17 protein-coding genes and 1 pseudogene are annotated in these 19,227 nt (G+C 62.3%); 12 read left to right on the top strand and 6 right to left on the bottom strand.

Annotated elements, in window-relative coordinates:
• Window positions 1-2 precede the first annotated feature (2 nt).
• From GA566_RS19435 to GA566_RS19420, 4 genes are all read right to left on the bottom strand, one after another.
• Window positions 3-581: a sigma-70 family RNA polymerase sigma factor gene (locus tag GA566_RS19435; protein WP_160473736.1), complete on the bottom strand. Its 579-nt coding sequence runs from the start codon at window positions 579-581 to the stop codon at window positions 3-5.
• On the bottom strand, window positions 578-1,024 hold the full coding sequence (locus tag GA566_RS19430) for a periplasmic heavy metal sensor (protein ID WP_137925226.1): 447 nt from the start codon (window positions 1,022-1,024) through the stop codon (window positions 578-580). The genes GA566_RS19435 and GA566_RS19430 overlap by 4 nt, the downstream gene beginning before the upstream one ends.
• Window positions 1,021-1,308 carry a CnrY/NccY family anti-sigma factor gene (locus GA566_RS19425; RefSeq protein ID WP_160473735.1) on the bottom strand — a complete coding sequence of 96 codons (288 nt, stop codon included), beginning with the start codon at window positions 1,306-1,308 and terminating at the stop codon, window positions 1,021-1,023. The genes GA566_RS19430 and GA566_RS19425 overlap by 4 nt, the downstream gene beginning before the upstream one ends.
• Before the next feature lie 82 nt (window positions 1,309-1,390).
• Window positions 1,391-2,032, bottom strand: a complete 642-nt coding sequence (locus GA566_RS19420; protein ID WP_137925224.1) for an isoprenylcysteine carboxylmethyltransferase family protein — start codon at window positions 2,030-2,032, stop codon at window positions 1,391-1,393.
• 330 nt (window positions 2,033-2,362) lie between these two features.
• On the opposite strand from GA566_RS19420, the gene GA566_RS19415 reads away from it, so the two are divergent.
• The 9 genes from GA566_RS19415 (at window position 2,363) to GA566_RS19375 (ending at window position 12,869) form a co-directional block, all read left to right on the top strand.
• The gene (locus GA566_RS19415; RefSeq protein ID WP_160473734.1) at window positions 2,363-2,734 is read left to right on the top strand and encodes a hypothetical protein; all 372 of its coding nucleotides are present in this window, start codon (window positions 2,363-2,365) and stop codon (window positions 2,732-2,734) included.
• Window positions 2,735-2,827: 93 nt separating this feature from the next.
• On the top strand, window positions 2,828-4,033 hold the full coding sequence (locus tag GA566_RS19410) for a TolC family protein (RefSeq protein WP_160473733.1): 1,206 nt from the start codon (window positions 2,828-2,830) through the stop codon (window positions 4,031-4,033).
• Window positions 4,030-4,590 (top strand): hypothetical protein, encoded by a 561-nt coding sequence (locus GA566_RS19405; protein WP_160473732.1) that lies wholly within the window; start codon window positions 4,030-4,032, stop codon window positions 4,588-4,590. Before GA566_RS19410 ends, GA566_RS19405 begins: the two co-directional genes overlap by 4 nt.
• Window positions 4,591-4,603: 13 nt before the next feature.
• Complete coding sequence (locus tag GA566_RS19400) at window positions 4,604-5,716, top strand: efflux RND transporter periplasmic adaptor subunit (RefSeq protein ID WP_160473731.1); 1,113 nt, start codon at window positions 4,604-4,606, stop codon at window positions 5,714-5,716.
• 9 nt (window positions 5,717-5,725) lie between these two features.
• On the top strand, window positions 5,726-8,830 hold the full coding sequence (locus GA566_RS19395; protein WP_160473730.1) for an efflux RND transporter permease subunit: 3,105 nt from the start codon (window positions 5,726-5,728) through the stop codon (window positions 8,828-8,830).
• A 73-nt stretch (window positions 8,831-8,903) separates the two neighbouring features.
• A complete protein-coding gene (locus tag GA566_RS19390) occupies window positions 8,904-9,281 on the top strand; it encodes a hypothetical protein (protein ID WP_160473729.1) in 378 nt (125 codons plus the stop codon).
• A gap of 140 nt (window positions 9,282-9,421) precedes the next feature.
• Window positions 9,422-10,390, top strand: coding sequence for a chromate resistance protein ChrB domain-containing protein (locus GA566_RS19385; RefSeq protein WP_160473728.1), 969 nt, complete (start codon window positions 9,422-9,424; stop codon window positions 10,388-10,390).
• A gap of 56 nt (window positions 10,391-10,446) precedes the next feature.
• Window positions 10,447-11,643: a chromate transporter gene (locus GA566_RS19380; protein ID WP_160473727.1), complete on the top strand. Its 1,197-nt coding sequence runs from the start codon at window positions 10,447-10,449 to the stop codon at window positions 11,641-11,643.
• Window positions 11,644-11,654: 11 nt separating this feature from the next.
• Window positions 11,655-12,869, top strand: coding sequence for an MFS transporter (locus GA566_RS19375; RefSeq protein ID WP_160473726.1), 1,215 nt, complete (start codon window positions 11,655-11,657; stop codon window positions 12,867-12,869).
• 280 nt (window positions 12,870-13,149) lie between these two features.
• Here GA566_RS19375 and GA566_RS19370 read toward each other — a convergent pair whose 3' ends face one another.
• The gene (locus GA566_RS19370; protein ID WP_160473725.1) at window positions 13,150-13,938 is read right to left on the bottom strand and encodes a transporter; all 789 of its coding nucleotides are present in this window, start codon (window positions 13,936-13,938) and stop codon (window positions 13,150-13,152) included.
• A gap of 248 nt (window positions 13,939-14,186) precedes the next feature.
• Between GA566_RS19370 and GA566_RS19365 the strand changes: the two genes are divergently transcribed.
• The gene (locus GA566_RS19365) at window positions 14,187-15,617 is read left to right on the top strand and encodes a DUF1254 domain-containing protein (RefSeq protein ID WP_160473724.1); all 1,431 of its coding nucleotides are present in this window, start codon (window positions 14,187-14,189) and stop codon (window positions 15,615-15,617) included.
• A 90-nt stretch (window positions 15,618-15,707) separates the two neighbouring features.
• Window positions 15,708-17,201, top strand: a complete 1,494-nt coding sequence (locus GA566_RS19360) for a DUF1254 domain-containing protein (protein WP_137925213.1) — start codon at window positions 15,708-15,710, stop codon at window positions 17,199-17,201.
• Window positions 17,202-17,629: 428 nt separating this feature from the next.
• Here the strand turns inward: GA566_RS19360 and GA566_RS19355 are convergent, their stop codons facing one another.
• Window positions 17,630-18,538, bottom strand: coding sequence for a LysR family transcriptional regulator (locus GA566_RS19355; protein WP_160473723.1), 909 nt, complete (start codon window positions 18,536-18,538; stop codon window positions 17,630-17,632).
• 180 nt (window positions 18,539-18,718) lie between these two features.
• Here GA566_RS19355 and GA566_RS19350 point away from each other — a divergent pair.
• Window positions 18,719-18,907, top strand: a pseudogene (locus GA566_RS19350) (L-serine ammonia-lyase, iron-sulfur-dependent, subunit beta); the annotation flags it as partial.
• Window positions 18,908-19,227 lie beyond the last annotated feature (320 nt).

Here is a 19,227-nt window from a genome sequence, read left to right as displayed (position 1 = left end):
GACTAAATCTTTTTTTCTTCGGCTTCCAGTAGCGCCGTCAGCCTTGCCCGCGCCCGTGCCACCCGGCTTTCCACTGCCTTGGGCGAGATATTGAGCGCGGCAGCCGCCTCGGCATGTGACATCTCTACGAACGAGGTGAGGATGATGACTTCGCGCGATGCGCGGTCCAGCTTGTCGAGAGTCTTGTTGATATGTGCGAGTTCGCGCCGCGCGCCAATCTCGCGCTCGGGACCGGGCGCATCGGTGGGGGCGACGTCGGCGACTGCCGCGTCATTGACGTCCGCTGCACCAAAGAAAAAATGCCTGACACGCCGAAATCGATAGAGGTCGCGCATCTTGTTCAGACCGATGCGGAACAGCCACGGACGGAAAGCCTTCTCTTGATCGAATTCGTCCAGCGCGTGCCAGGCAGCAATAAACGTGTCCTGCACGACATCGTCGATGTCGGTCTCTGGAATGCCGAACGAGCGTGCAGCTTGAGCGAGCGCGCGCGCGTGCCGTTGCACCAGTTGGCCAAAGGCGTGCTGATCGCCGTCCGCAGCGCGTTCGGCAAGGAAATTGTCTGTCGATAGTCCGGTCACTGCGACCCGCGACGCAAGGCATCCACCAGCACACGATCATAGGCCGCGCGATGTTCGGGCTTCAGCCCCGCACGCATTTCAAACACGTGAACGAGCGTGGCGCGCTGAAGATCCCCCGCAGCCCGCTCCACTTCCTGCGTGGCCGCTTCGACCTCGGGGGTCCATTGCGGATTCTTCGCAATGGCATCGGCCAGCTTGCCGTTGGCCGCCCGGAGCCGCGTTTCGATTTCCCGCCGGCGCTCGGCAAACGCCTGCTCCTTCAACTCCAGGATGCCGCGTTCGTTGGCATCCAGCGGCACCGCATCGTGCAGCACCTCGTGCAGGCTCGTATGCGAATCCTCGTTCGTATGCGTGAAATAGATGCCGCCGATGGCAACCAGGACACCCACCAGCGCGCCAACGAGCGTGGAGAGCGATAAACGGAGCGTGCGCGACTTCATCATTTCCCGATCAGCAGGCTGAATGGCGACGCCGCAGACGGGGCGGCCACCCATGTGGGCTGGGGCTTTTCCAGCAGGCCGCCAGCAATACGATCAATCGCGGTAAACGCCACCAGCGACGCCAGTGCGGCGCAGGCGACCGCGCGCCAGATGTCATGGCGCGCGGCCAGAACCATCTGCGCAGGCTCGCGGCGAATCTGCCGCTGGACGCCGGAAATATCGAGATCACTCGATGCCTCGTGCGTCACTTTCTTTGCATTCTCAAGCCAACTGTCGATATCAGCCATGGCCAGCTCTCCGATCTCTAGGTGCGGTGGACATTCTATATACGGCGCTGATCCCCACCTCCCCTCGCATTTCGGCGTCCGGTCAGCCAAGCAGGATCCAGGTCGGCAAGATGCCTTCGGCATGGAGTTGGTCCAGCGATTCAAACAGCAGCGCCGCCAGCGGAAACCAGATGGAATCGGCCACGTTTCGATGGAAGGACCCGAGATGCACCGTCCAGCTACGCTCGGATCGATAGAGCGAACGGTTCGGGAAGAACGCAGGGGTTCGCGCAAAATATTCCGTGAAGGACGGGAAGTTCCTTGCCAGCAAACGGTCTTCTGACCGGATCACGGCGGGATAGACGAGCGCAAAGGCAATTACGAGAAATCCCACGATGATCATCGAGCCTGTCATGGCGCCCAATCCGGCGATGCCCAGGAAATTGCAGACATAGAGCGGATGGCGGCACATCGAATACGGCCCCTCCACCACCAGTTCCTCGCTCTTCCTGCCCGATATATAGAGCGCACACCACAGGCGCCCGATGGTTGCTGCCACAACGCCCAGTACACCGACGATGGCTAGCAGCGACGAGAATCGCGAATCGTCCCATCGCGAGTCACCTACCAGTAGTGCAATCAGCACCACGGCACCCACACCACGCCAGACTCCTATGCGATGACGGGTCAGGAAGCTGTCGATAGACGAAGAAAAGACTGAAGCCTGGTACTGGATTGGCGACATGGATATACGAGGGCTAAGGAAGATCGGGAGACATGCAGCGGACCACAGCAGAGCCGGCGCAATGGAAGGCCCAACTGTTCGCGGCATTCTATGCAGCGCCATCGACGATCCGGCTTTATTGCCAAGATGTAATTGCCCGTCAATCTTCGGGCTCCAGCTCAGGGAACGCGCTTTCCCATCCCGATGGCGAGCAGGTCGCCGAGTGACGAAAGCGCCCTTCCCATAAGAGGGTTCGCCTCTGCGCCTTCGTGCTCTCGACGCGGCTTCATTCCATTGCGTGGGCCGGGGACTTCCGCCACCCATACCTGCAGTCCTGTAGAATGCCGCGCCATGTCGCGAATCATTGCCATTCTCATGATGCTGATTCTCCCGCTGCACGCGCTGGCTGCGGCGGAGCGACATTTCGCGCATGCATCGTCCGAGGCTTCCGATGCAGTGGAAACGATCGAGCATCTGGCTGCACACGCGGAGAACATCCCGCATCATCACCACGACGAAGATGGCACGGACGTGGACGACGATTTCCTCTCTGCCAGCCACCAGCTCGAATTCGACCTGCTGTCGAACCTCCTTGGTGCTCTGCCGTCGATGGCCTCGCCGCTTCTGCTTGACATGACGCACGTAAAGCCGGCCTTTGCAGCCCGCGCCGTGCCCGCCGTCGCCTTCGGTCCTCCCTTACGTCCACCTCACGCGCCCGCCTGACGGCGGGGCCTTGTCCTTTCCTGCTCGCCGTGTCCTGACGTGACACGGTGCCCCGCCGTGACGCTTGTCGAGCCATAAGCGTTTGGGGAAGTCATGCAGAAGTTTTTCGTATTGCTGGCCGCATCGTTCGCGATGCTGGCCGACGTGTGCGCGCAGACACCGGCAACGGATCTGCACGCATTGTTCGAGGTTGCCTGGGAACGCTCCGTTGCCATGCAGACCACGGCGGGCCGCCGGCAGGAAGCCGCCGCCAGCCGCGTCCAGGCCAACGCGCTGATCGCGGGCTCGCCCTCTATCGACCTGCGCCATCGTGGTGACCAGTTGACGGATCGGCGCGGCATCCGCGAGAGCGAAGTCGCGCTCGGCGTGCCCGTCTGGATGCCCGGACAGCGTAGCGCGCGGGGCGCACTGGCGGACGCACAGGCTGCTGAGGCGGAATCTTCGATGATGCTCGGTCAGCTCGCCGTCGCAGCCGAAGTGCGCGAACGGGTCTGGCAACTCGCCGCCGCAGAATCGGAGAACGAGGTGCTGCGCCGCCGCACGGCCGTCGCGAGGTCATTGCGCGACGATGTTCAGCGACGTGTCACCGCAGGCGACCTGGCCCGCACCGACCTGCTGTTCGCGGAACAGGATCTGCTGGCAAACCGTGCTTTGATGACGGAAAGCGAAGCACGCGTCATCGAGATGCGCGCGCGGCTCATGCAGACCTCGGGCGTCCAGGCGTTGCCGCTGCGCTACGACGAACTGCCGGCGCCAGTGATCGCCGGCGCACCGCATCCCCGGCTCGACGCCGCGCTGCGGGCCGTCGAGCGCGGAGAACGCCAGATCGGCTACCTGCAAAAATCCCGACGTGACGCGCCCGAAGTTGGCGTGACCTACCGTCGTGACTCCGCTGGCGGCGGCCTGCCCAGCGACCAGACGGTCGGCGTCTATGTGCGTTTTCCGTTCGCCACCGATGCGCGCAACTTGCCGCGCGAAACTGCTGCGCAGACCGAACTGATGACCGCACGTGCGGAGCGGGACCGCGCCGAACGCGTCGTGCAATCCGAGATCGATACCGCGCAGCAGAGGCTGGCACTGGCCGAGCAGCAGCTTGCGCTCGTCAGCCAGCGCAATGCCACGCTGGCCGAACGCGCCCTCCTTCTACGCAAGACCTTCAATGCCGGCGAGATCGGCCTGCCCGAAGTCTTGCGCGCCCAAAACCAGGCACTGGACGCCGAGGTCGAACTGACCCGCGTCCGCGCGCAGCGCGGCTTCGCCATTGCCAACCTGAACCAGGCACTGGGAGTGCTGCCATGATCCGACTGCTGATTTCATCCATCTGGCTCTGCGCGGCCCTGACCGTATCTGCGGCGCACGCCGCACCGGGTGCCCACGGCCCCAATGGCGAACATCTCGATGCGCCGGGCGCTACGGCATCCGGTGCTACCACTCGCCCGGTCATCGAAGCCAACACCGAGAGCTTTGAACTCGTTGGCACGCTGCAGGACAGCGAGTTCTCCGTCCTCGTCGATCGCTATGTGACCAACGAGCCGGTCACGACCGGAACGTTGGAAGTCGAACTCGGAGCGTTGAAGGCGCAAGGGAAGTTGAATGCCGACATCGGCAGCTTCTCCTTCACCGAGCCAAAGCTGCTGGCTGCACTGCGGCAGCCGGGAGACCACGCGCTGGTGTTCACACTGCTCACCGGTAACGACACGGACCTGATCGAAGGAAAGTTGCACGTGGCGCAGGGCGGTGGCGCGCATGGCCACTGGTACGCGAGCCCCGTTGTAAAAATCGGCGCGGTTGTTCTGGTCGTGCTGTTCGTGATGGTGATGGCATGGCGCCTCCGTCGTCGCCGCACCGTTCGTTAAGGGCAAAGCCATCATGAAGACATTCCTGACCCAGACCCTCGTCGCCCTCCTGGCGAGCCATGCCTTGTTCGCCAACGCCGCCCCCGGTGCCCATGGTCCCGGCGGCGAGCATCTCGATGCACCGGGTGCAACCGCTACAGCCAGCGGACTCGCGCGCCTGCCGGATGGCAGCGTGCAGGTGCCCAAGCTCGCGCAACGGCGCATGGGCATTCGCACCGTCTTGCCGCAAGCCGGCGAGCATCCGCAGACGGTGCCGCTGAACGCGTCTGTCGTGATGGACCCCAACGCCGGCGGCCGAGTGCAGGCCGGTCATCCGGGCTGGCTCGAAGCACCGCACGATGGCTTCCCGGTGCTTGGGCAACGCGTCTCGAAGGGACAGATCCTGGCGGTGCTGCGGCACAAGAACGAGCCGTTCGACATTGGCAACCAGCAGGCGCAGCTTGCCACGCTGACGGCCAATCTCAAGCTGGCCCGGCAACGGCTGGAACGACTGGAATCTCTGCAAGACAGCATTCCGCGCAAGGATATCGATGCGGCGCGCGCGGAAGTGCAAAGCCTGACGGGCCAGCGCGAGGCCGTGGCTACGAGCCTCCATCCCACCGATACGCTGCGCGCGCCTGTTGGGGGTGTCATTGCATCGGCAAATGTGATCGCGGGACAGGTGGTGACCGCTCAGGACATCCTGTTCGAGATCGTCGATCCGCAACGGCTCATGATCGAGGCGCAGAGTGCGGATGCCTCGCTGGTCGGCCGTATCCGCAATGGCGTGCTCGTCGACGGCGGCAAGCTGTCATTCGTCGGCGCAGGCCGCAGCCTCAAGAATGGCGCCGTGCCGCTGACATTCCGGTTGACCGACGGTTCGACGACGTTTGCCGTCGGCCAGCCCGTCACCGTGATCGCGCATCTGTCGGACACCGTGAAGGGTATCGCGCTGCCGAGCGAGGCCGTAGTGCGCAACCAGAACAATGAACCGACTGTCTGGATCAAGTCGGGCGCGCAACGCTTTATCGCCCAGCCGGTGGAAATTCGCATACTCGACGCACGGACCATCGTGGTCACGCGCGGCCTGTCGCCGGAGAACCGCGTCGTTGTGAGCGGTGCCTCGCTGATCAATCAGATTCGATAAGGACGCGCCATGTTCAACTGGATCGTCCGCGCCAGCCTTGGCAATCGCCTGATGGTGCTCGCCGTCGCCATCATCCTGATGGTGTACGGCGCGCTCACCGCATGGCGCACTCCGGTCGACGTGTTCCCTGACCTCAACAAACCACTGGTCACCGTGATCACCGAAGCCGGCGGCATGGCACCTCAGGAAGTGGAACTGCTGGCGTCGTTCCCCATCGAAACCGCACTCAACGGCATGCCCGGTGTCACCCGCGTGCGCTCGGTGTCGGGCGTGGGCCTGTCCATCGTCTATGCGGAGTTCGACTGGGGCAGCGATATCTATCGCAACCGCCAACTGGTGTCCGAACGGCTGGCGTTGGTCAAGGAGCAATTGCCCGGTGGTCTCACGCCGATCCTCGGCCCCGTGTCGTCGATCATGGGTGAGATCATGCTGGTTGCGCTGCCTGTCGATGCCGCGAAAGTCAGCCCCATGGTGGCGCGCGAGTACGCCGACTTCGTGCTGCGCCCACGGTTGCTGTCCGTGCCCGGTGTGTCGCAAGTCATTCCCATTGGTGGCGAAGTCCGACAGTTGCGCGTCGAACCCGACACCGCACGCATGGCGCAGTTCGGTGTCACGCTGGCCGATGTCAGCCGCGCATTACGCGACTTCGCCGCAAATTCAAGCGGCGGCTTTATCGACCTGAATGGCCGCGAATACCTGATCCGCAATCTGGCGCGCACCACTCGACTCGAAGACTTGCGCGGACTGGCCGTGAGCTATCGGGACAACGCCCCCGTGCTGCTGGAGCAGATCGCGACGGTGCGGCACGCCGCGGCGGTCAAGCGTGGCGACGCGGGCTTCAATGGCCTGCCAGCCGTCATCGTCAGCGTGCAGAAGCAACCGGTAGCCGATACCGTCAAGCTCACGCGAGAGCTTGAGCAGGCGCTTGGCGAACTGAAGCAGGGCCTGCCTGCGGGCATGGCTGCGCCGCAGATCCTGTTCCGGCAAGCCGACTTTATCGAGGCATCGATCGGCAACGTGGTCGAGGCGCTGCGCGATGGCGCCATCATGGTGGCCATCGTGTTGTTTGCGTTCCTGCTTAGCGCGCGCACCACGGCGATCTCGCTGATCGCCATTCCGTTGTCGCTGGCCGTGACGGCGCTCGCGTTCAAGCTGCTGGGCCAGTCGATCAACGTGATGACGCTGGGTGGCCTCGCCATCGCCATCGGCGAACTGGTCGATGATGCCGTGGTGGATGTCGAGAACATCCTGCGACGGCTCAAGCAGCGGCGGACCATGGACAACCCGCCGTCCGTACTCGATGTCATCTGGCGCGCATCGATCGAAGTTCGTTCGGGCATCGTCTACGCCACGCTGATCGTCGTGCTGGTGTTCGTACCGCTGTTCGCGCTGCCCGGTATCGAAGGTCGATTGTTCGCGCCGCTGGGCATTGCCTATATCGTGTCGATCCTCGCGTCGATGCTAGTGTCGATGACGGTCACGCCGGTGCTGTCGTACTACCTGCTGCCGGCGATGAAGCGCCTCGATCATCCAGACAGTCCGCTGGTGCGATGGCTCAAGGGCGTGGAAACGCGGGTGCTGCGCTGGGCCTTTCCCCGTGCGCGGATGGTGCTGTCCGCCGCCGTGGCAACGGTGCTGCTCGCCGCGGCCACCGTGCCCTTCCTGCCGCGCGCATTTCTGCCAGCCTTCAACGAAGGCTCGCTCGTGATGTCGCTGATGTTCAATCCCGGCACCTCGCTGGCCGAGGCCAACCGCATGGGTGCGCTGGCCGAAACACTGATCCGGCAGGTGCCCGAGGTGATCCAGGTCGGCCGACGCACGGGCCGCGCGGAACTCGACGAGCATGCCGAAGGCGTTCACTCATCGGAAATCGATGTGGACCTAAAACGCTCCGGCCGCAGCCGGGAAGTCGTGATGGCCGCCATTCGCGCGCAGCTATCCACGCTGCCGGCCTCGGTTGCCATCGGTCAGCCAATCTCGCACCGGCTCGATCACCTGCTGTCTGGCGTGCGCGCGCAGATCGCGCTCAAGATCTATGGCGACGATCTCGACACGCTGCGTGGACTCGCAGAGAACTTGCGCGGACGGCTCACTGGCATTCCCGGGCTGGTCGATATTTCGGTGGAAAAGCAGGTGCTGATTCCACAGGTCAATATCCGGCTCGACTATCGCAAGGCTGCGCAGTACGGCATCGCGCCCGGTGATGCGCTGGCGAGCCTGCAAACGCTCGCCGAAGGCGCGCGCGTCTCGCAAGTCATCGAAGGCGTGAAACGGTTCGATCTCGTTGTACGCCTGCCCGATGCCGGTCGCACACCGCAGGATCTGGCGCGCATCATGATCCAGTCTCCGCGCGGCGCCATCCCGCTCTCGGCCATCGCCACGGTGGAGGAAGCCGACGGCCCGAATCAGGTGGGTCGAGAAAACGGCCGGCGACGCATCGTGGTCTACGCGAATACCGATGGCTCCGACATGTCGCGCATCATCGGCGGCGTACGCGACGCCATCGCGCAATCGGGGCTGCCCGGTGGCTACTTCGTCAGCGTCGAAGGCCAGTTCCAGGCGCAGGAACAGGCCAGCCGCCTGATTGCGCTACTGGCGCTGGGCTCGCTGGCGATGATCTATCTCGTGCTGTTCTCGCGGTACCGCTCACATCGTCTGACGCTCGCCATCATGGGGAACATCCCGTTCGCGCTGATCGGCAGCGTGGCCGCGATGTGGATCGGCGGACTGACGCTGTCGGTGGCGTCGATGGTGGGCTTCATCACGCTCACCGGCATCGCCACGCGCAACGGCATTCTCAAGGTGAGCCACTACATCAACCTTTATCGCTTCGAGGGCGAGCAATTCGGCATTCCCATGCTGGTGCGCGGATCGCTCGAACGGCTCACGCCGGTGCTGATGACGGCGCTGGTGGCGGCGTTTGCGCTGGTGCCGCTGCTGATTTCGGCGGATGCGCCCGGCAAGGAAATCCTGCACCCCGTGGCCGTCGTGATCTTTGGCGGACTGCTCAGCTCCACACTGCTCGATGCCGTGCTCACACCAGTGATCGTCTGGTCCTTCGGACGCGAACCCATCGAGCGGATTGTGAAGGAAGGCGGACGCGAAGCGTATTGATTGCACGGATCGCACTGGATCCAAGGGCTTCGTGGCGACGCCCTGGAAGTCGCCCGTTTTCTGGAGTTATCCCATGAAGAAGTTGATCGCCATCGCCATTGCTGCCGCCGCCCTGGGCACCGCCGGTCTCGTCCATGCCCACGGCGCAAAGCCGGCGCAGTACGGCGGCGTGGTGCAGACCGCTAGCGACATGCAGTTCGAACTGGTGAAAACGGACGGCAAGATCAGCCTGTACGTCGACGATCACGACGAAAAGAAATCCGTCACTGGCGCCAAAGGCAAGCTGACCGTACTGGCCGGCACGGACAAGAAGGAAACCACGCTGGCACCGGGCAACGACAACGCGTTGGTTGCCAAGGACGCCATCGCGCTGCCGTCGGGGGCCAAGGCGGTTGCAACGGTGACGTTTGCCGATGGTCAGACGGTGACGGTACGTTTTTCGGTGAAGTAAGACGATGAGGATCGGCGACCCTGACAGGAGGGTCGCCGATCATTTGCGCTGCAATCGACACTTAGCTGCCGTACACAACCCTTCTTTGTAGAGACCTCTACAACATTGAAACAGGAACTACGACCCACTAAGCTGGGCGCATGACTCCTGTTCCGTCCTCCTCCCCGTGGGTGCTGCTGATCGTCAGCCTGCCCACATCTGCCGCCACCGCCCGCATGCGGTTCTGGCGCGGCATCAAGGCGCTTGGTGCGGCGGCCTTGCGCGACGGGGTCTATCTGCTACCCGATCTCGCTGGATTGCACGAGCCACTGCGAGCCCTCTCTACCGACGCGATCCAGGAGGATGGCAAGGTCTGGACGCTTTCCGTGCATGCCACCGCCCCCGAGCAGGATGCCGAATATCGCGCGCTGTTCGATCGCACGGCCGAATATGCAGACTGGATGAAGGAAGTCTCCAGCGCGCGAGCAACATTGGCCGATGCCGACGAAGCGGAACTCCTGCGCATGACGCGCCGTTACGGCCGCGGCTACGACGCTATCCGCAAGATCGATTTCTTCCCGAACGAGGCCACGGCCCGCGCTGAAGCGCAGTGGCGCGATTTCAACGCGGCCATCGACATCATGCTGTCGCCGGGCGAACCGCAAGGCGGGGCCGGCCGCATTCCACAGCGAGATCCCATGCAGTACCAGGGACGTCGCTGGGCCACCCGGAAGCACCTCTGGGTGGATCGTGTTGCCTGCGCCTGGCTGATCCGACGCTTCATCGATCCCCACGCCACGTTCCTGTGGCTCGACGACATACACCAGTGCCCGGAGGATGTGCTCGGTTTCGATTTCGATGGCGCCGCCTTCACGCATGTGGGCGACCGGGTTTCCTTCGAGGTGCTGCTCGCCAGTTTTGCACTCGACGAGAACAAGGGTCTGGCGCGACTGGGCCAGATGGTTCACGTGCTCGACATCGGCGGCACGCCCGTAGCGGAAGCCAGTGGCTTTGAAGCGATATTGGCCGGCGCACGCGAGCGACTGTCCGATGACGACGCATTGCTGGAGGAGGTCGGTTATGTCCTCGACTCGCTCTATACGCATTTCTCCAGCGCGCGCAAACGCTAGGACACGCCAGTTCGTCGACGGCTTCCAGCTCTCCGCAACACTCTCTACGCAAGACAATGAACGCGCCCCAGCCAACCACCTTGATCGAGCCGGAGCACGCGCTTCCCGGCTATACGCTGCGCCAACTGGTGATGTACTTCCTGAAGCTTGGCACGCTGGGCTTTGGCGGTCCGGTAGCGCTCGCCGGCTATATGCATCGGGATCTGGTCGATACGCGGCAGTGGATTACCGATGGCGACTACAAGGAGGGGCTATCGCTGGCGCAACTCGCACCGGGCCCGCTTGCTGCCCAGCTCGCGATCTACCTCGGCTACGTACACTACCGCATCCTCGGCGCGACACTGGTCGGCATCGCCTTCGTGCTGCCGTCGTTCCTGATGGTGTTGGCGCTTGGCTGGACGTATGTGCGCTTTGGTGGCCTGAGCTGGATGCAGTCGGTGTTCTACGGCGTGGGTGCTGCGGTGATCGGCATCATCGCCATCAGCGCCTACAAGCTGACCAAGAAGAGCGTAGGCAAGGACAAGCTACTCTGGCTGATCTATCTCGTACTTGTCGCCGTGACGGTGATCACCGAATCGGAGGTTGCGTGGCTGTTCCTCGCGGCCGGCGTGCTGGTATGGTTCTGCCGCGCGCCGCCCAAATGGCTGCGGCAAGGCAGACTGAATGCGATAGCGGCTACCCCGCTGGCGGCGGGCGGCTTGATGAGTACGGTTGACTGGCCGCTGCTGTCGCAAATCGCCGTGTTCTTCGCCAAGGCTGGTGCGTTCGTATTCGGTTCCGGGCTTGCCATCGTGCCATTCCTGTACGGTGGCGTGGTGACCGAGCATCACTGGCTGAACGACAAGCAGTTTGTCGATGCCGTAGCCGTCGCGATGATCACACCCGGCCCAGTTGTCATCACGGTGGGCTTCATCGGCTACCTCGTGGCGGGCTTCCCCGGCGCCTGCGTCGCGGCTGCCGCAACGTTTCTGCCTTGCTACCTGTTCACCGTTCTCCCTGCGCCGTATTTCAAGAAATACGGCAAGCTGCCTGCGATCCTGGCGTTCGTCGATGGCGTGACCGCAGCGGCGATCGGCGCCATCACCGGGGCGGTGATCGTTCTGGCGAAGCGTTCGATCGTCGATATCCCGACTGCGTTGCTGGCGCTCGCCACAGTTGCACTGCTGCTCAAGTTCAAGAAGCTGTCAGAGCCGATGATTGTTGCTGGCGCTGCATTAATTGGTCTGGTGGTCTATCCATTGCTGCACCATTGATACGGCACACCATGCTTTCCCGCCTCATCGTGCCGTCCGGTGTCGACGCAACCGTCCTGCCGCTTCTTGCCGGACGCTCGTTGCGTGGCTTCTGCGATGGCTTCATTGCCGTGCTCCTGCCCGCATACCTGCTGGCCCTCGGCTTCGACGAGTTCGCGGTGGGAGCGATCAGCAGTGCCACGCTGATCGGCTCCGCACTCGCCACCATCCTCGTCGGATTTGTCGGCCATCGCTTTGCACAGCGACGCCTGCTGATGTTGGCCGCCGTCCTGATGGCGGCCACGGGTGCGGCCTTTGCGGGCTTGACATCGCTATGGCCACTGTTGATCGTCGCATTCGTCGGCACACTGAACCCTAGCTCGGGCGATGTGAGCGTGTTCCTGCCGTTGGAACAATCACGACTGGCTGAGGCGGCGACACCCGATTCACGCACGGCACTGTTTGCACGCTACGGTCTTGCGGGTTCCCTGTCCGCAGCGTTCGGGGCGTTGGCCGCAGCCATTCCGGGCTGGATGTCCATGCATGCCGGCGTATCGTCTCTTGACGCCATGCGTCTGATGTTCGCCGTCTACACGCTGTCGGGCATCGCACTGTGGGCACTCTATGCGAGGTTGCCCGATCCACATCCGCAATCAATGTCGCCACCAGCACCGTTAGGTCCATCGCGCTGCATAGTCGTGCGGCTGGCAATGCTGTTTAGCGTGGATGCATTCGCAGGCGGCCTGGTCGTCAATGCCTTGCTCTCGCTTTGGCTAATGCAGCGTTTCGGCATGACTTCCGGTGCAGCAGGACAATTCTTCTTCTGGGCGGGACTGCTGACAACCGCGTCCCAACTCGCCGCCGTCCCGCTCGCCCGGAAGATCGGACTATTGAACACCATGGTGTTCACGCATATTCCATCCAGCATGTTCCTGATTGCGGCGGCGTTCGCACCGTCGTTGTCCCTGACGCTACTGTTGCTGCTGGCGCGCAGCGCACTGTCCCAGATGGATGTGCCAACGCGTACGGCGTTCGTGATGGCAGTCGTCACCCCCGCCGAGCGCAGTGCGGCAGCAAGTCTCACCGCAGTACCGCGCAGCCTGGCCGCAGCGATCGGCCCGATGCTTGCCGGTGGCCTCATGGCAATAGGCTGGACCGGAGCCCCTCTGCTGGCCTGCGGCTTGCTGAAGATCGGCTATGACCTGGCCATCCTGGCGGCGTTCAGGCAGACCAAAACGTTGAACTGACGAAACTAAGATGCAACCCATCGCAAACCTCCGGTGGCCGGGGCGGCGACTCTACATGACCGTTCACCGGCCTAAGCTGCCGGTGGCACTGCAATGCTGAGGGGACTGCAACGGGTCGGCTACTGCCCTGCCGGTCTGGTTTATCCCGTTGCAGGTACCCTCCTCTATGCGAGGTGGGCGACTGTACCAACGACATCCTGCGGTTACCAGCCAGTCTTCTTTCCGATCTTCAAACGCCGCAGGATCGGAGCATTTCATACCCGCATCAAAGCGCCAGGCGTTATTTCGGAAACAACAATGTCACCACGGCGCGACCGCCCCATCCATGTGCCCCACTGACAGGCGAATCCGCCCAGTATGTCGCGAACAATCCGAAACTGACCGGCTGATCCCTGATCTTTACAAGCTTGCTGACACCCGCATGAACCGGCACGCTCCATTGCGACTGTTTCCAGTCATAGGTGGACTCGGTATTGATCGTGTACGTCCACGCGGTGGGCGTCGTATAAGCAAGGAATGGCTGTAGGAAGGTACTGCTTACCGCTGGCCTGCCGTTGTCGCCCGCAACTGACCAGATATGGTTCCCGAGCATCCCGTAGGTCCACGGGCCATGTTGAACGAGGCCCACTGCGGTTGGGCCCAGACCCCACTTGCGACTGCTGAGCTGGTTTTCGGTACCCGTGGGCAATAGCATTGCCGGCCCCACTCCCCAGATCAAGCCGCCCGCCGTGGGCGCTTTCGGTGAGAAAAACAGGCTCTGCACCGTATCGCCCAGTCCGGTCTGCGATCCCGAGCCAGGCGTGACCGATGACTGATAGGTAAAGGGCAAGATCGTTCGCGATATCAGATTCCAATCCTGATTGAGCGAAATGGGAACGACTGGCTGAAAGTTCATCGTCAGTCGATCCCCATCATGGGCCGGCCCGATTCCGCGATCGTAGTTGAACTGAAACGGGACGCTGATCAATGCTGCGACAGGATTGCTCAACTTTTTTGCCAGATCGGCCGAATCTTCCGCGTGGGCTGACGCTACGGTTGCGCCGAACAGCGGCATGGCGATCCTTAACATGGATCTGACTGCTCTCCCTCGACGACACATGGGTAGCTCCTTGAATACCGGGAATCTGACTGACCGGATTTCACCGAATGGTGGCCATGGTGCCTAGGGCGAGGCCATCCGCGAAATGAAAGATTTCTGAACCGTTCTGAAACTTTGCGAGAAATGCGAAGGGGGCAGCATTTCCGGGCACTGGCTCGGCATACTAGGTCAGATTGGGCATGAGCCGATATTGCCCAGCTGACTAACGGAGCATCCCGATGACAAGCCTCTCGAAGCGCATCACCATGAGTCTGGCGGCAGCAGTTCTTTGCAGTGTGATCCCGGCAAGTCAGGCAAAGGATTGGCCTGACCCGTTGCTGGAAACAGCCGGAACGCCGGAGAACGTCGCGAAGGGGAATGAGTTCGATGCGTATCAACTTGGCCTGTCGGCCTACGTCTGGGGTTATCCGCTAGTCAGAATGGAGCGCGTGGCACGGGAATACATCGAGGTGCCAAATCCGAAGCCTTCCACCAGCTATCGGGCCCCGCTGAACCAGATCGGCTGGGCGCGGGACCTGGCCACGCCGTCGGCGCTGGACATGCCAACCGCGAACAACGACACCACGTATCTGAGCGCGGTGGTGGACCTGTCTCGCGAGCCCTACATCCTCTCGGTTCCGGACACCGGTGGACGCTACTACGTAGTGGACACCTTCAACATGTGGCAAGAGCTGGAGCATTACATTGGCCGCCGCGTGACAGGCACCAAGGCCGGCCGCTTTGCCCTTGTCGGCCCGGGCTGGAAAGGAAAGTTGCCGGCGGGTGTCAAACGGCTGGACATCAAGACCAGCAAGGTATGGCTGTGGGGCCGTATGCGTGTCTCCCCTGGCGAGGATATGAAGAAGCTGCACGCCCTGCAGGATACGTTCGACCTCCGCCCGCTGTCGGCGGTGGGCAAGAAGGACTGGAAGGCACCTGCCGCCTCGCTCGCGCCACTGCCGGATATCGGAACTGATCCCCTTGGGTTCTACAAGCACCTGGGCGCGGCGCTGAAGGACAACCCGATTCGCATCGAGGACAAGGCGCTCGCAGAGCAGTTCGCGCGGATCGGCCTGACGGAAAAGGGTTTCGATCCGAGCAGGCTCAACGAGAGCCAGCGCAAGGGCCTGATGCGCGCCATCAACGATGCACCGATGATCCCTGTATCAGCCGTCGCCCAGGCATCGGAAGTGCGACAGGGCTGGAACTACGTGCGAGGACTGGACAGCTTTGGATACGACTATCCATTGCGTGCTGTGGTGGCCGGCCCCTACCTTGGCGGCCAGGGCGAGAAGGAAGCGGTCTATCCAATCCGCTACACGGACCAGGCAGGCCAGCCACTGGATGGGGCGAACGACTACGTGGTGAGGTTCTCGGGTGAGCCGCCCAACGACGCTTTCTGGTCGCTCACGATCTACGACGCGAAGACGAAAATGCTGATCGACAACCCCATCAGCCGATACAAGTTTGGCAGCGATACACAGGACATCCACAAGAATGCTGACGGCAGCTTCTCGGTGACCGTGTCGCCGCGACGACCGGCCGAGAGCGTCAACTGGCTGCCATCGCCGAGCGGGGGCTTCTACGCAATGCTGCGTATCTACCAGCCGAAGGACGCGATCATCTCAGGCGCCTGGAAGCTTCCGGCGATGGAGCGTGTCAGCAAGTAACGCAAGACATGACTTTTGGCGGCAATCCGGCCGTGCCGACGGCGCCGCCTTCTGACGACCGAAACGTGATGAACGTTAGGGAGCATTGCGATGGATCGACGTCAATTCCTGGTTTCCACCGCGGGCGGTGCCCTTGCCGCCACGACGGGCGCACCGGCGGACGCCCAGCCTGCGGGCGCTGCCCCCGCGCAGGGAAGTCGCGAGCCTCTGGGTGGCCAGCCTCCACCGGGAAGCGCGCCGTCCGTCAAAGACTTCGATTACCAGATCAAATACCACCGCGCCTTCGAGGCCGTGCTCTGGAACATGCCGGCGATTGCGATTTTCGCGTTCCGTCGCGCAGCGTTCGCGGACCTCGGGATGCAGGACAACGACATCATTGCGTACTCCGCACCGGCAACGCCACGGCTCGAGGCCATCACCGCCAATAGCTCGACGCCCTACATCGCCGCCTACACCGACCTGCGCAAGGGCCCGGTAGTGCTGGAGGTACCGAAGGCCGGACCCGATGGCAGCGTCTACGGACAGGTGGTGGACGCGTGGCAGTTTACGATTGCCGACGTGGGACCATCCGGCATGGACAAGGGCAAAGGTGGCAAGTACCTGTTCACGCCGCCGGGCTACAAGGATCCGATCCCAAAGGGCCATATCCACGTGGCGTCACCAAACTACCGGATCGCCCTCGCTTTTCGTTCGGTACGCGCGCCCGGCAAGTCCGTGGAGGACGCCTACCACTATGCGCAACGGCTGCGCATGTACTACCTCTCCGAAGCTGCCAGCCCGCCGCGCCAGCGCTTTGTCGACCCGGCCAACCAGCGGTATCCGACGCTGCCGTTCTATGACGAGCGGCATTTCGCGGACATGCACGAGATCCTGAGCGTGGAGCCGGTGAAGGAGCAGGACAAGGTGATGATGGGGATGCTGAAATCCCTCGGAATCGAGAAGGGCAAGCCGTTCACACCCGACGACACCGCGAAACGGGCGATGCGTCAGGCAGCGATCGACGCCTGGTTCTTCCTGCAGCAGTGGTTCGACACTGAAATGGTGAAGCGCGTCTACTGGCCGGATCGGCACTATGTGTCGTTACTGCAAACCGATGCCAACCGTCGCTTCACCTTCACCTACGACGATCGGATAGACCTGATAGAGCGTGCCGCTGAGTACTTCTGGTGCACCTATATGCCCAAGGAACTGGGCGTAGCCCCTGCCACGCACTATATGGTCGCCCTGGCCGACAAGGACGGCAAACGGCTCGAGCCCGGCAAGCTGTACAAGGTGGACGTGCCGCGCGACATGCCGGTCAAGCAGTTCTGGGCGCTCACCGTCTACGACCACGCCACGTTCGCCTTCATCTACAGCGATTCCAACCGCACCACCCTGTCCTCCTATGATCTGGACAAGATGAGGAAGAACCCCGATGGCAGCGTGACCATCTACGTTGGACCCCGGGCACCGGGGGGCTTGGAGTCCAACTGGCTACCGAGCGAGGGCAAGCGCCCCATGCCGACCATGCGCTTCTATGGCGCTACCGACGCCATGAACAACAAGACGTTCAAGATGCCGGACTTTGAATTGGTTGGCACGTAGGCGCAGGTGCGGGCACGCGAAGACTCCCCGAGGCGGTCGGTCTGCGCCTCAACCGCGCCAGAGCTTGTGGCGGCCTCCTACGGCCGCCCTGAGAATCGATTCTGCACATTGGCCAGCGCATAGCTGGTGCGAAGCGACAGCGACGTGGTATCGGCGTCGGCCGAATCGAATGTCTGGCCCCGCATTCTTGGGCCGATCTCGCCCGATGGTGACCGGAAGCTCAAGCAACTGGAGAAAGACGGTTGGATCCGCGCACCTACTCTCGCTTTGTGATTCCTGATGTGCGGGGGCTCGAATGCATCGAGCGGCGGGTGTAGCGATTTTAGGCAATGGAATGACCGTTGAACTACTAGTTTCAGTCGCCCGCAGCTCAAATCTGAGCGTCTGCAATGGGTCGATCGGAGACCTTCGAATGCCTCGCCGCCGAGCTACCTGAGCATGGATATGACAGCATCGCGGAACCACCGGTGTGACAGCGACGTGTCCCAACGTGCATGCCATGCAATCGAATACATGCGATTTGGTAACTCTTCGGGCAATTCCAGCATGGTCAGGTCGAACTGGTCTGCAAGAATCCGCGCTACACGCACCGGCAGCGTTATTGCCGCGTTGCTGCCTTGCATGGCGAACGGTGCCAGGGACAACGTCGACACGTACATCGGAAATTTGCGCTTCGACAGCCCATGCTTTTTGAGCATGTTGTCGACATCGTTGTCGCGTCCAAGCATGTTGATCGTGCTGATAAAGCGCATGTCTGCGAGATCGGCCAGTTCAAGCCGCTTGTCGCCAAGCGGATGATCGCGCCGCACGAGACATACGCGCCGCTCTTCGAACAGTGGAAAGAACGTGATGTTGCGCGCCTGATGGTCAAAGCGACCGATTGCAATGTCGACAGCACCAGTTTCGAGATCCTCGACGGGCGTGACATCCCCGTACGCCGGGAAAAAATAGGCACCTGCATTAGGTGCCGCGGATTCCAGGAACCTATGCAGCAACGGCGCCAGCAGGAGTTCGACGGCACTCGTCGTGCCGATCTTGAATACCTGCGTTGACTCTGACGGACGAAACCCCCCACCCTCCTCCAGCGCCTGGTCGACGGCTTCTAGTGCCTGCCTGACCGTGCCGCGTAGATTGCGAGCAAGTTCAGTGGGCTCCAGTGTTCCTCGCACCCTGACAAACAGCGGGTCAGCCAACTCCTCCCGTAGTCGGGCGAGATCCCGACTCACGCCCGGCTGCGTGCGCACCAGCCTTTCCGCGGTCTTGGTGACGCTGCCCGTCTCCATCAAGATGAAGCATTTTTTCCTGGCCCTCGCGTGCGGCAGTGCTGCGGCCGCCACTTGCCTGCCCTTTGTCGCATTCGCTCAGGACAACTTTCCGGCCAAGCCGATACGGCTGGTGGTGCCGCTTCCCCCGGGCGGCGGTGCGGATGGCCTCGCGCGCATCTGGGGCGATTACGTGGCGCGGCATCTGGGCACGACCGTCGTAGTGGAAAACCGTGCCGGCGCGAATGGCTCGGCATCGAAAGAAATGCCATCGGCGCGATCAAGGCGATTGGTGCCGCTCGGATGGCGCTTCATGGTGACGGCAGTCATCACGTCAGCCTGGACAAGGTCATCAAGACGATGCGCGAAACCGGTGCCGATATGAAGACCAAGTACAAGGAAACCGCGAGGGGTGGTCTGGCAGTCAACGTCATCGAATGCTGACGCCGGACATGTGATGTGCCGCAATAGCTGCCGCCGACGCCGTATCCGCAGAATGCAGAAACGAAATCTCCGTTCAAAACTGCAAAACACCGAAGCCTGTTCGTGTTGAAATGATCCCCGCTTAGGGGATGAGACGCGGTCAAGCGTACAGCCACGCACGTCGCCTTTAGCACCATATTTTGGGCATGCTCACCGTCCATGCCGCGCAACAGTCTTTTCCAACGTAGCACTTTATCTGCGGGGGCGGTTGCGGTAGAAACACCATCACGTACTCGCAAGAGTCAACCCCGTTTTCGATTTGGTCTTGGAATCCCAAACTC

The sequence above is a fragment of the Cupriavidus sp. SW-Y-13 genome, from assembly GCF_009793345.1.
In the GTDB taxonomy this organism is placed as follows: Bacteria; Pseudomonadota; Gammaproteobacteria; order Burkholderiales; family Burkholderiaceae; genus Cupriavidus.
This window is presented reverse-complemented; position numbering and strand designations above follow the sequence as displayed.